The 12,561-nt window shown below is 61.0% G+C and carries 11 protein-coding genes; 5 read left to right on the top strand and 6 right to left on the bottom strand.

Going from position 1 to position 12,561, the window contains the following annotated elements:
* The first annotated feature begins 65 nt into the window (after positions 1–65).
* Entirely contained in the window at positions 66–848 is a 783-nt protein-coding gene (locus ACVWZ1_RS11725; protein WP_457503450.1) for a DUF3598 family protein, read from the top strand.
* Here ACVWZ1_RS11725 and ACVWZ1_RS11720 read toward each other — a convergent pair.
* From ACVWZ1_RS11720 to ACVWZ1_RS11710, 3 genes are all read right to left on the bottom strand, one after another.
* Positions 814–1,620 (bottom strand): alpha/beta hydrolase, encoded by an 807-nt coding sequence (locus ACVWZ1_RS11720; protein ID WP_457503449.1) that lies wholly within the window; start codon positions 1,618–1,620, stop codon positions 814–816. The two genes, ACVWZ1_RS11725 and ACVWZ1_RS11720, sit on opposite strands and share 35 nt — an antisense overlap.
* Positions 1,621–1,662: 42 nt before the next feature.
* Positions 1,663–2,436: a ZIP family metal transporter gene (locus ACVWZ1_RS11715; RefSeq protein ID WP_457503448.1), complete on the bottom strand. Its 774-nt coding sequence runs from the start codon at positions 2,434–2,436 to the stop codon at positions 1,663–1,665.
* Between the two features lie 98 nt (positions 2,437–2,534).
* A complete protein-coding gene (locus ACVWZ1_RS11710; RefSeq protein ID WP_457503446.1) occupies positions 2,535–3,728 on the bottom strand; it encodes an RNA-guided endonuclease InsQ/TnpB family protein in 1,194 nt (397 codons plus the stop codon).
* A gap of 316 nt (positions 3,729–4,044) precedes the next feature.
* Between ACVWZ1_RS11710 and ACVWZ1_RS11705 the strand changes: the two genes are divergently transcribed.
* Positions 4,045–5,031: a DUF7933 domain-containing protein gene (locus ACVWZ1_RS11705; protein ID WP_457503445.1), complete on the top strand. Its 987-nt coding sequence runs from the start codon at positions 4,045–4,047 to the stop codon at positions 5,029–5,031.
* Here the strand turns inward: ACVWZ1_RS11705 and ACVWZ1_RS11700 are convergent.
* From ACVWZ1_RS11700 to ACVWZ1_RS11690, 3 genes are all read right to left on the bottom strand, one after another.
* A complete protein-coding gene (locus tag ACVWZ1_RS11700; protein WP_457503443.1) occupies positions 5,028–6,035 on the bottom strand; it encodes an aspartate-semialdehyde dehydrogenase in 1,008 nt (335 codons plus the stop codon). The genes ACVWZ1_RS11705 and ACVWZ1_RS11700 overlap by 4 nt on opposite strands.
* Positions 6,014–7,195 (bottom strand): 3-dehydroquinate synthase, encoded by a 1,182-nt coding sequence (aroB, locus tag ACVWZ1_RS11695; protein WP_457503442.1) that lies wholly within the window; start codon positions 7,193–7,195, stop codon positions 6,014–6,016. The genes ACVWZ1_RS11700 and aroB overlap by 22 nt, the downstream gene beginning before the upstream one ends.
* Before the next feature lie 100 nt (positions 7,196–7,295).
* A complete protein-coding gene (locus ACVWZ1_RS11690) occupies positions 7,296–9,398 on the bottom strand; it encodes a tetratricopeptide repeat protein (RefSeq protein ID WP_457503441.1) in 2,103 nt (700 codons plus the stop codon).
* A gap of 156 nt (positions 9,399–9,554) precedes the next feature.
* On the opposite strand from ACVWZ1_RS11690, the gene ACVWZ1_RS11685 reads away from it, so the two are divergent.
* Genes ACVWZ1_RS11685 through ACVWZ1_RS11675 form a run of 3 tightly spaced genes read left to right on the top strand, consistent with a single transcriptional unit; the run spans position 9,555 to position 12,105 of the window.
* Complete coding sequence (locus ACVWZ1_RS11685) at positions 9,555–11,129, top strand: hypothetical protein (protein ID WP_457503440.1); 1,575 nt, start codon at positions 9,555–9,557, stop codon at positions 11,127–11,129.
* Complete coding sequence (locus tag ACVWZ1_RS11680) at positions 11,129–11,551, top strand: thioesterase family protein (RefSeq protein ID WP_457503439.1); 423 nt, start codon at positions 11,129–11,131, stop codon at positions 11,549–11,551. Before ACVWZ1_RS11685 ends, ACVWZ1_RS11680 begins: the two co-directional genes overlap by 1 nt.
* Complete coding sequence (locus ACVWZ1_RS11675; RefSeq protein WP_457503438.1) at positions 11,530–12,105, top strand: hypothetical protein; 576 nt, start codon at positions 11,530–11,532, stop codon at positions 12,103–12,105. The genes ACVWZ1_RS11680 and ACVWZ1_RS11675 overlap by 22 nt, the downstream gene beginning before the upstream one ends.
* Positions 12,106–12,561 lie beyond the last annotated feature (456 nt).

Genomic DNA, 12,561 nt, shown 5'->3' with positions numbered 1-12,561 from the left:
AAAATGCCACCTCGGAGCTTCTTCCCCATCGGCTCTGTCTTCAACGTTGCACTTCAGGCTTCTCCATGAAAACCCCGATACAATGCCTAGCCCTACACTTGGGAGAATGGCACGGCCTCTTTTCTGACTATCGACCTACTGCCCACGGTGGTTGGGAGCTGGGGGGCCAAAAGCGCAGCCTCATCACCTTTGAGGCTTTGGAGTTGGGCGCGATCCGCCAAACCAACACCTACTACCCCCTACAGGGATCCCCCACTCCCGAAAGCTCCCAGAGCTGGGTCTACCAGGATTTCTCGCCGGGATTGCGCTTTTTCCCCGATGGATCTTTTTCCAATGGGCGGCTGCAACTGGCGCCGTTTAGTGATTTTGCCGTCGAGCAGGGCTTTCTCTGGGGGGATCGCAAGGCGCGGCTGGTGCAACAGTGGGATGCCCAAGGTCGTCTGGTAGAGGTAACCGCGATCCTGGAGCGGCGCGGCCAAGCTTTGGATCCCGTTGCAGACTGTGCACCCCTGAGCAGAGAGCGACTGAGAGCCTGCCTCCAGGGGAGATGGCGGGGGATCGCCCAGAGCTTTGCGGTTGCCGAGGGCCGGTTTGCCGAAGCCGAGGTGGACTCCTCGGGGGCAGAGTGGTTGAGCAACTGGGATCCCTTGCCGGGAGGGCTGTGGATTGGCGGGCCGGATCCCTTGCCCATCCCTACCGCCCACCGGGATCGCAGCTTTTCGGTGAGCCTGAGCTGGTTTCCGCAGTCGGAAGACTGCCATTGTCTCTTGCGTTTGAGCCGAGACTACGATGCCCGCGGTGCTTGGCAGCGGGTTACGCTGATCCGGGCGCAGAAGGATCCCGTTTGAGAAAGGCGCAAACCTGGGCAAACACCGTTTCCCGCTCGCAGTCCAAAGTGAGGATGTGGTCGGAGTGCTCCAGCCAATGCAAGATCTTCTCCTCGGATCCCAGCTCTTGATAGAGCCACGCTGCCTGTTCAGGATCCACTACTGTATCTTGGCGAGATTGCAGGATCAGAGTGGGAACCCGGATGCCGGCCACCTCTCCCTTGACCCGCTCGATCAGCTCCAGAGCGCTGCGCACTGCCGACAGATTAAAGCTGCGGAAATAGGCCGTTCTTTCTGCCAAGGCTCGAGCGTCCCCATCCCGAATCGGCAAGCTGAGGCGGGGCACCTCCTTCAATAGCCAACCCAGGCTGTTCAGGTACTGCTCTGGGCGAAAAAGATAGTACCAGTGGTGGCGAATGGCGAAAAACGGCGCCAGCAGCACCAATTTATGGATGGGATGGGCAAAAGCCAGGTGCAAAGCCAGCAGACAGCCGGTGGAAAAGCCCACCAAGGAAACGCGGGGATACTCCTGCTGCAGAGCCAGGTAATGCTCCAAAGCCCGCCCGTACCACTCCGTCCAGCGGGAAGGGGGCATGTGGGCAGACCGGCGGTCGTGTAAGCGATGCGGAGCACTGTCATGGCCGGGATAGTTAAATCCCTGCACCGTCAGGCCAGCCGCCAACAGCCGCTCTGCCAGCCATTGCAACTCGTAAACACCGCCCCCCAATCCATGTAGCAGCAGACAGGCGTGTTCCCCTGCTCCTCGCCACAAAAAGGGTTCGTTACTCAACATAAAAAAATAAAACTCCGTTCCACTTCGCGACGGGATCCCTTGCTAGCCCAAGGTGATATCCAGCAACATCATCACCACAAACCCACTGATGACCCCAAAGGTGCCCTCCCGCTCCAACCCCTGCCGGTGCGACTCAGGGATGATCTCATCGGAAATGACAAACAACATCGCCCCCGCCGCAAAAGCCATGCCCCAGGGTAGTAGGGGCTGCGCCAGAGAGACCACCGTTGCTCCCAGGATCCCGCCGATGGGCTCCACCAGTCCGGTCAGCAGGGCGATGCCAAAAGCGAACAGCCGCGAGTACCCCTGGCTTGCCAGCGACAAAGCCACCACCAGCCCTTCTGGCATGTTCTGCAAGCCGATCCCCAGCGCCAGCGCCAACCCATCGCCGACTTGGCCGGTAGCGAAACCCACTCCCACCGCCAGTCCTTCCGGGAAATTGTGCAGGGCAATGGCAATGATAAAAAGCCAAATCCGTTTCAAATGGGCGCGGTTCTCCCCTTCCACCCCTTTGAAAAAGTGCTCGTGAGGAAAGAGGCGGTGGGCACTCTCCAGGAAGATCGCCCCCAACAACAGGCCCGCCGCCATCACCACAGCCGCTCCAAACTGGGAATACCCCAGCGCTATGGCTGCCTCGGTGCCCGGCACCACCAGCGAAAACGAGGTGGCCGCCAGCATCACCCCACCCCCAAATCCCAGCAGGATCCCTTGCGCCCTTTCGGAGAGCGAGGGAAGAAAAAGGGCCGGCAAAGCCCCCAGCCCCGTCGCCAAGCCGGCGATCAAGCTGGCCAGGGATCCCATCCCAATTGGATGCACAAGCCAATCTCCACAAAGGCCGAATGCTTTTCAATTCTCCTCCCTTTCCAACGTTGTGTGAACATTGCTGGCTCGAGCGGCATAGGCGAGGTTGTAAACTACCCGACCCTGACTGCTTCGCAGTACAGGGCGGGCTTTCGGTAGCCCTGCAGTTGGCAAGCCAACCACGAACCTCTAGGCTGGTTTACAGCAGCCCCCAAAAGCGCAATCACATTCGCACCATTCAAATCCGCATCCCCCTCCCATCCACAGTGTCCACACTTAAACTTCTTTCCACTGCGGTAGGATTGCGCAGGGTCGGGATGAATGTGCAAACACCGGTGGCAGGTCTGCGACGTGTAGGCAGGCGGCACCAGAATCAAAGCAACCCCCGCACGCAGAGCCTTGTACTCCAGAAACTGGCGTAGCTGGTAGAACGCCCAACTGTTGGCCCTGCGCCGCTCGGCTTTGCTGCGTGGCTGTTGATTGACCCTTTCCCGGATCCCTGTCAGGTCTTCCAGGGCGATAGCGCTGTTGGTAGCTTTTGCCCTAGAGACAATAGCTTTGGAGATGCGATGATTGACCCACACTTGAAAGCGTCTCTCCTTGCCAGACAGCCGTTGCAACAGTTCTCTGCATCTGCGCCGCGAACTGCGTGTGCCCTTACTGGCTTTGCGTTGGAGTACCGCCCTCAACCGGGAGTAGTGGTCTCGGACTCTGTTCAACTGCTGTCCATTCCAATTGTCCCCCTCTGACGTATGGGCAATATCTGTCCTTCCCAAGTCCACCCCGATCACCTTGTCGGTATCTTGTTGCTTGGGTGGCTTTTCCTCTACGCAAATCTGGATGTAGTAGGAGCCATCTTTGCGCTTGACCAGGGTGGCCGATTTGGGGTTAGAGCCAGCCAGCATCCCACGCTGGTAGTTGCCAATGACCAGTTCAAAGCGTTCTCTCCCTTCAACCGTGGTCAGCGACACCGTCCAGTCTTTTTGACGGAACGAGAAGATGCGTGCGTCGTAGGTAACGAACCTACGCTTGAACTCTTTAACCGGACGGTTGCGCTGTCTCGCCACTTTGCGAGCGCCCGCCACCCGTCTGCACACCTGTTGAGCCAAGTTACTGGACAAGCCGAACCGAGCTCGAATCTCGTAGTAGCAAAGGGATTGCAGTTTGACCGCGTTGACGATCTTCTCCGGCGTGTTCTGGTTGACCCAGTTCAATGCCTGCACAAAGACATCCATCGTCGCGTCCAATTTGGCGGCTTGTGACGGGAACGCCTTGAGCTTACAGGATATGGTCAGGACTTGGCTCATAAGTCCATTGTACTTCATCAAAGCGCATTCCTCCCGGCACTGACCCTACGGGTACAGTGCGGGGCTCCTGCGATTTCTAGCTGAAAGTTGGCTTGGAGCGCCAGATTTTGTGCTTACAAGCAAGGTACCTAAGAGCAAGTCTGAAGGAGCTATTCCCTAGTTGGAGTTTGCCAGCTAAGCCAAGGTTTATTACAATAATTGTGAATTGCCTCGGCGCAGAAGCGTCCTGAACAGCAATTGGACTGGAGTACACTGCAGCAAGACAGGTCGATAAAAACTAAAGTCAAGTCCGATAGTGATGAGGAGTGAGAGAGCGATGAAGAAAAAAGCAGTTACAACTCTTGTGGCCTTGAGTCTAGGAGCGGCCTGTCTAGGACTGACCGGCTGCGGTGGCGGCGGAAGCGGTGGGACGACAGTGCCTACACCTACACCGACTCCAACTCCGACACCTACGCCGACTCCGACACCTACGCCGACTCCGACACCCACGCCGGGTGCCCCGACTTTTGCCAAGGCATTTAGTTCTACCTCGGTCTCGCTGGCTTTTGGCTCCACTCCCAAAACAACTCTGACCTACACGATTACCAACACAGCCGCTCTGCCGCTGACTGGTCTAGCTTTTTCCGACACCTTGCCTAACGGTTTGGTCATTGCCAGTCCCAATAACCTGAGCGATGGCTGTGGGGGGACGGTGATAGCTTCACCAACAACCACTTCCATCTCGTTGGTCAACGGCTCATTGGCAGCCAACGCTAGCTGCACCATCAGCCTGGATCTTCAGGTTACAGCCACGACAGTGGGATCCCTGACCAGCCCCGCGGTAACCCTGAGCAGCAACCAAGGGCTCAATGCCACCGCTGCTGCTATCAGCTTAACGGTAACGGTGCCAGCTCCCGACTTTACCATGGCCTTTGCTCCCAACCCGCGTGTCCTAAGTGCCCCAGGTACCGCCACCGGAACTTTGACGTTTACAATAACCAACAACGCAGCCATTACATTGACGGGCTTGGCCTTTAACCACACCTTGCCGATAGCGCCGGCTAGTGGTTTGACAGCTACCGGTTCGTCTGTGTTGCCAGCTACGTGCGGCACCGTCAATATAGTGCCGCCAAACTCAATTGGATTCACCGGAGCACCACTAGCCCCAGGACAAACTTGCACAGTGGACATCTTTGTCCAAACGACAATACCTCTGCCCACATCCGGCACCTACACCTACCCCAACTCCCCGGTGACGTTGAACAGCACTCAGGCTAACCCTGTTACAGTGGGGCCGGTAACCTGGACGGTTCAGGTTAATTAGTCCTTCAAAAGCAGCTCGGCAATTTGAAGGGCGTTGAGGGCCGCACCTTTGCGGATTTGATCCCCGCACAGCCACAGCTCCAGGGCCTTGGGCTCGGAGATGTCCTGGCGGATGCGGCCCACCGCCACTTCATCCTTGCCGGCCACGTCGATGGGCATGGGAAAGCGGTTCTGCTGCCAATCTTCAATGAGCACCACCCCAGGGGCCTGGGCCAGGATTTGCCGGGCTTTTTCCACAGGGAAGGGCTGTTCAAACTCTAGATTGAGGGCCTCGGCGTGGGTACGCAGCACCGGCACCCGCACACAGGTAGCTGTCAGCCGCAGGTTGGGGGATCCCATAATCTTGCGGGATTCGTTCACCATCTTCATCTCTTCCTGGCAGTAGCCGTTCTCTTGCAGGGGGCTGTTGTGGAGGAAGAGGTTAAAGGCAATGGGGTAAGGGAACACCTGGGGCTGCAACGGCTGCCCCTGGAGGTAGGCGCGGGTTTGCTCTTGCAGCTCCACCATGGCGCGGGCCCCGGCCCCACTGGCCGATTGATAGGTGGCGGCCACCACGCGGCGCAGGGGGATGTGGCGATGCAGGGGGTAGATGGCCACGCACATTAGGATGGTGGTGCAGTTGGGATTGGCAATGATCCCTTGGTGACGGAAGGCTTCCTGGGGGTTGACCTCCGGCACCACCAGCGGAACATTGGGATCCAGGCGAAAGGCGCTGGAGTTGTCAATCAGCACCGCCCCCGCCTCGACGATGGTTCTGGCCCAGGTTTTGGAGACACCGGCTCCGGCAGAGGCCAGCACCAGATCCAGGCCCCGGAAGGCCGCTTCTGAAACCGGCTCAACCGGGATCCGCTCCCCCTTGAAGGTCAAATAAGTGCCCGCTGAACGGGGCGAGGCCAAAAGCTTTAGGTCGGCTACAGGAAAGTGGCGCTCTTCCAATAGCGTCAGCAGCTCCGTCCCTACTGCTCCTGTTGCTCCCAAAATGGCTACCCGTTGTTGCCGTGCCATGCTTTCTTGTCCTTAGGTTTTCCTAATTCTAGGGTTCCAGAGGTTGCTGTAATCGAGGCCAAAGCAGCCTGCACCTCTGCCAGCTCGACTTGATCGGTCAGCTCCGCTTGGCCAATCCGGCGGGGCAAAACGAAGCGAATCCGCCCCTGTTTGACTTTCTTGTCGGCCTGCATCGCCTGCAACACCGTCTCCCAAGGGATCCCGGCCGGCCACCGGCTGGGCAGTCCTGCTTTCTCGATCAGGCGTCGTTGCCGTTCGGCTTCAGCAGCGCTCCACCACCCCAGGCGGCGGGCGATCTCCCCGGCAGCTACCATGCCGATGGCGACAGCTTCTCCGTGCAGGTAGCGGCGGTAGCCGGTGGCAGCTTCTAGGGCATGGCCGAGGGTGTGGCCGTAGTTGAGGATGGCCCGCAGGCCCGCTTCTTTCTCGTCCTGCTGCACCACCCAGGCTTTGCACTCGGCACAGCGGCGCAGCAGGTAGTGCAAGTCTGCGGGAGTAAAGTCGGTATAGCGGCTCAGTTGGGGTCGATCTTCCAAAAACTCAAATAGGTCGGCAGCCTGAATCACGCCGTATTTGATCACCTCTGCCAAAGCCGAAGTAAACTCCCGCTGGGGCAGAGTCTGCAATAGCGTTGGATCAATCCACACCAGGCGCGGCTGATAAAACGCCCCAATGAGGTTTTTCCCGCCAGGATGGTTGACGCCGGTCTTGCCACCAATGGCCGCATCCACCATGGCCAAAAGTGAGGTGGGCACCTGCACAAAAGGGATCCCGCGCAGCCAGGTGGCGGCAGCAAACCCCACCATGTCGCCAATGACCCCCCCTCCTAGCGCCACCAAGGTGGAGGAGCGCTCCAGGCCAAAGGCTAGGGCGGCGTCGTAGATCTTGGCCACCGAGCGCAGGGTTTTGTAGCGTTCGCCGGCAGGCAATAGGCACAGGTGGGCGGCGAACCCCGCTTGTTGCAGCCCCTGCAGCAACTTCTCGGCAAAGTGTTTGGCAATGCCGGGATGGCTCACCACCAGAGCCTTGCCGGAAAGCCCTCTAGCTCGCATTTGGGATCCCAGCTGGATGAGGCTGTGGCCAGGGGGGCCTTCGGCAGACTGGAGGAGAATATCGTAGGAGCTGTGGGGAAGCTTGACAGGGATCAGATAGGGATCCATGCGTGTCGGTCCTGGGGGGCGGGATCCAGTGTGGCATGTTCTGCTCCCGTCTGCCTGCTGCAGGCATTGTCCTTGGGGTCTGAAAGCCCAGGGGATCCTGCTAGGGGTTGGGGTCAACCGGCTGCGGTTGGGGAGTGAGGGTTTCCAATTCCGGCAGAGCCATTCCCGCCGGCGAGGCCGAGTCTTCTTGGGCCAAATCCTGCAAAGCAGCTTGGGCCGGCTGAAATTGGGGATCCAGCTCCAGACAGCGCCGCAAGCTGGCCTGGGCGGCTTCTCGCTGGCCGGCGCGCAGTTGAATCAGCCCCAGGGTGTGCCAAAAGGCGGGCCGCTGGGGATCCAGGTGCGTGGCCTGTTGGGCGTCTGCCAGGGCAGGTTCCAGCTTCCCCAGTTTCAAGGCTTCCCAGGCGCGGTTGTTGAGGGCCACAGCATCTTCTGGGGTGAGCTGCAAAACCCGCGAGTAGGCTTGCACAGCTTGTTCGGGATCCCTCAGCTCGCTGTAGATCAACCCCAGGGCAAACCAGCCCCAGGGATCCCGTTCGTTGAGGCGGAGCATCTGCTGGCAGGCGGCACGGGCTTCTTCCAGCCGGCCCAGGCGCCGCAGGCTGGTGATCTGGCCAAACCAGCAGGCAGAACTGCCGGGACGCTGCTGCACCAAGCGCTGGAAATGCTGCAGGCTGGCCCCATATTGCCCCAGCTCCTGCTGGGCCATTGCCAGGGCATAGCGGGCTGGAAAGTGCTCCGGCTTGATCTTGAGGGCTTCCTCGAAGTGGATACAGGCTTCTTTCAGGTAGCCCAATTTCTGGAAGGCCACACCGCGGGCGTACCAGCTTTTGTAGTTGTCGGCATCGTAGCGCAGGGCGCGTTCTAGGGCCTTGCTGGCCAGCCGATACTGCCCCAAGCGCAGCAGGGCCACCCCCAAGTTGTGCAGGGTGATGGGATCCCGGCGACGCAGCCGCAGCGAGCGCTTGTAACACTCGACAGCCGAGCGCAGCCGGTGGCAGTGGAAGAGGGCATTGCCTTGGTAGCGCCAAACCCGCGCACTTCTGGGGTTGAGCTTCAAAACCCGCGCAAAACTAGCCGCTGCCGAGCTGGGCCGCCGCAGCCGCCGCAGCACGATCCCACGGGCCAGCCAGGTGCGGGGCTGCTTGGGGTTGTAGCGCAGCGCCTTGTTCAGGCTGTTCAGGGCCAGCTTCGACCGCTTCAGTTGCAGCAGGCGGATGCCGCGGTTATGCCAGGCCAGAGCATCTTCCGGGTTGCTCTCCAGCACCTTGTCGTAGTTAACCACCGCCGACTTGTACTGCCCCAGGCGCCCCAGAATCAGGGCCAGGCGCAGCCGGGTTTCTTCGTCGTAGGGGTTGATGCTCAGGGATCCGTTGTAGCTGTCCACCGCCTCGCGGTAGCGGGCCAGCTGCACCAGCACATCCCCACGGCGGCTCCAAGCCAGGGCGAAGTTGGGATCCATGTTCAGAGCCCGGTCGTAGGCGGCCAGGGCTTCCGTCAGGTTGCCGCGGCGACGCCAGTCTTCCCCCCGCTCGAATTGGATGTCGGCACTGTTCCACTGAAACAGCCGCTGAATAAACTGCAGAATGGCGATCTGACGCGCTCCTTCTTCTGGCGTGGCGGAGGGGGTTTCGCCTGTGGCAATGCGCAGGATGGCCATCTGGATGGCCCGCAAAAAGGCCTGAAATCCCCGCACCTCTTCATCTTCCAGGGACTCTTTCCCCTCACGGCGGCGGTATTGCAGCCGGAACCGCTGCAGATCCCCGGGGGCAGGGAAGCTGGGATCCAAAAAGTGCATTAGCTCCAAGGCGCGGTACTCAAACAGCACCGGATCCTCTTCTGAGCCAGTAAAATCCAGCAGGGGCGCCTCTTCCAGGGGGCGGGGTAGCTCAGTGGGGGTGTGCAGCAGCGTCAGCAGGCGCTGGTTTTGTCGTGCCGGGGCATGGGGAAACCCGCTGTACAGCTCATCCCTTGGCCAGGGATCGGCAACAAACTCTGGAGAGGCCACCACTCCCACCCAGCGGCATTGTTCGATGGCCAGTTGCAGCTCCAGCTTGCGGTTATCCCCCGGCTGCAGCATCCAGCGGTCAAACCAGACTTTGAAACCCTCGCGATCCAGCCGCTCTGCCAACTGCCGAGCCCAACGGGCTTGCTCTCGGTGGTAGCGCAGGAAGAGATCGAACTTGTACTGGTCTGAAGCCATGAATGCTCGCTTGCTGCACTCTTCCAGCTTATCTTTGAGGAGGCCGGGTTGACTGGCTCCAGAAGGGAGGGCAGGTCTTAAATAGAGTGGGTAGCTGCGAGAAGAATTGGGAACCAGGACAAAGCCAGCAAGGCTGGGGGGAAAGGGCGGGGGCTTATGGACAGAGGGGTTTTGGCGATTGCGGCTGCGATTGGTTTTGTGATTCTGCTGTTGGAAGCGATTCGCTATCGCCGCTGGGGATCCGTTCGCCGCTGGCAACCGGCAGTGGGGCTGGGCTTGGTGGCCTTGGCGGCGCTGGGGTGCTGGCTGGGTCAGTTGCCGGATCTGATCCCCCTGGCTTTGTTGTTGGGGGGCCTGGTGGGGGTGGGTTTACTGGGGTTGAGTGGCTGCGGTCGGGCCGGGCAAGGGCTGGTGGTGCTGTTGCTCAGTTTGGCGGCCTGGCAAAGTCTGGCTATCGGCTCCCCCAGTCGCATCGGCATTGCGGAGCAGCATGGAATGCTCTTTCTGTGGGGCTGCGGCCTGGGGATGGGCTTGGTGGGGATCCCTTTGCTGGGGGTCTTGGCCGAAACAGAAGCCCTGTCCTTGCTGATGGCGCTGGGCCAGGGGTGGAGCGGCATTGCCGCCTTAACCTGGGGATCCCGCCTGTTCGCGCTAGCGGGGCAGAGCCCTTTGGAAATGGGATCCCAGCCGGATCTCCCTTGGCAGGTGCTGTTGCCGGTGGGGCTGGCCGCCCTCAGCTTGGTGGCAGGCACTGTGCCCCTCTTGACCGCCGCAGAAGACTCCCCCAGGCTGCTGTCGGCAGTGGGGCATGGGGTGGGGTGGCTGGTGGCGCTGGCGCTGGCCTTGGCCTTGACCCGCAACAGTCTATATCAGGATCCCTTCTGGGCCTTGCTCTACGGGGTGGGGGTGCTGCTCTCGTGGGCCTTGCTTGCCTTGGAGAACCAGACGGGACAGGGGATCCCTGCGCCAGGGGAACCTGCTCATGTCAGCGGGCCGGAGGCTTTAGCCGGTCGCGTCAGCGTTGCCGAGCAACAAGGACGGCTGCTCTGGCGGGCCTGTGTGGGCCTAACGCTGGTGGGCGGAGGAGCGCTGCTGGCGCTGCGATTGGGGGGATCCTACGGGGCGGCCCTCTTGGGGCTGGGATGTCTGGCTTTTCCCAGCCGTTGGGGGGCGATGGCAGCCCTCTTCTTGTCGGCCCGCCCTCTGCTGCAAAACCTGTTGCACCAGTTCAACCTGCAGGTTGCCGGGATCGACCTCACCCAACCCTATGTGTCGGCGGCGCTGTACCTGGGAATGGCGGCCATGGCGCTGGCGGCGCTCCTGCACTGGCTGTATGGGCCAGACAAACCCCTGCAGACGGGGATCGCTCTGACGCTGGCCAGCCTGGCTCTGCCGGTGGGGGTGGGCTACTTCATTCACGCTCAGCCGCAAGCGGCCTTCCTATTGGGAGCTTTGATGACTGCTTTGATCCTGGCGGCGCTGCAGCCCATCCTCCTGCAGCAGGAGGGAAGAGGGGCGGAATCTCTGGGGATCCGAGGTTTGGGCCTGGCTGTGCTCGCCATTCTGGGATCCAACCTCAGCCGCGATTGGACGGTAACCGGCTTCCATGCCACCCGCCTGGAACGGGCGCTGGTGCTGGCCGGGGTGGTCGGGATCCTGGCGTTGATTCTCCTGCTCTGGCAAGGCTGGAGCCTATGGCACTCTGGGAGAACGCGCGCCCCCGCCCGCTGATGAAACCTGTTCCCCTGGGCACCCTCGGCACCTGGCAGGGGATCCTCGGCCCGGAACAAACCGCTGCAGCCCTGGGCAACCCCGGTGTGAAGGTGATCGGATCCCCGGCTCTGTTGACGTTGATCGAGCGGTGCAGCCACACCACCTTGCAGCCCTTCTACGAGCCGGAGGAAGCGGCGGTCGGGATCCGCTTTGCCTTGGAGCATCGGTCGGCAGCGGTGGCGGGGGATCCCTTGCAGGTTCGGGTCGAAGTCGTGGCCGTGGAGGGGAGACGCATTCAGTTTCAGGTGGAGATCACCCAGCAGGAGCGGCTGGTGATGCAGGGATCCTACACCTGCCTGGTGGTCGATTTGCCCCGTTTTCTGGCCCGCTATGGATTGACCGCGGAGGATCCCAGTCGGTGCTCAAGCTGTTCGCGTTAGCGGGACGGAGTCCTTTGGGATTGCTGCTGGCCGTCTTTGTGGGAACTCTCTTGTTCTGGCCTCAACAGCTCATTCTGCGCTACCGCAAACCCTGGCAGGGCCCCCTTGCCTGGATCTGGAAATGGCACGGCTGGGGAGGCTGGGCCGTGCGGGGCAGCCGCCGTGGTTGGGAATGGCGTTGGGGATCCCTGCGCCTTCGCGGCCGTTGGCCGGCGCAGCGGAGAGAACGTTGCTCCCCCAGAGATTGGCCCTACCTGTGGAAGCTGGGCAAGCAGCTCCACATCCAATCTTGGCAAGGAGGGGTGGAAATTGGCTTTGCCGATCCGGCTTTGACGGGGCAATGCTTGGGACTAATCGCCGCTCTACCCCCTCAGTTGGCCCAACACCTGCGCTTGACCTTCACCCGCATCGGCTGGTGCGGACAGGGATCCCTGGTGGTTCGGTTTCGCGGCTGGCAGGTGCTGGGGCCGGCCTTAAAACTGGGATGGCTCGCCCTTTCGCGCCGGTGGGACAGAGTCCTGCGGGCAACCAGGGGGGATCCCCAGCAAAAATAGCCCATGGGACAGCTGGCGTCAGGAGCAAAGCGCTGGGGGGGGAACTGCAGCGCTGACGCGGTCAGGCCGGCTGCAGCGCCGGGCAGCAATTCAACAGAGGCATGACCTACCCGCCTCCCCCTTCGCCCTGGCCGTTGGTAGGGGTGGGGGCAGGTGCTGCAGGGATAATCGGCGGCACAATGTACTGGCGCAGGCAGCGTCGCTGCAGACAACTGCAAAACCAGATCCAAGCTTTGCAAGCTCCTGTTGTGGCGGCTCCTCGCGCTCTTCTGGCTCTTTCGGCTCCTCCTCCCGCCCTTCATCGGGGGGCAGCTCTTCTCGCCACTCTTCGGGCGGCTCCTCCCGTCGTTGCTAGACGAACTCAGCTAGAAATCGCAGGAGCCCCGCACTGTACCCGTAGGGTCAGTGCCGGGAGGAATGCGCTTTGATGAAGTACAATGGACTTATGAGCCAAGT

The organism is Thermostichus sp. MS-CIW-25 (assembly GCF_054060015.1).
Note: the sequence above shows the minus strand (reverse complement) of the source record. Positions and strands in the feature narration are given on the sequence as shown.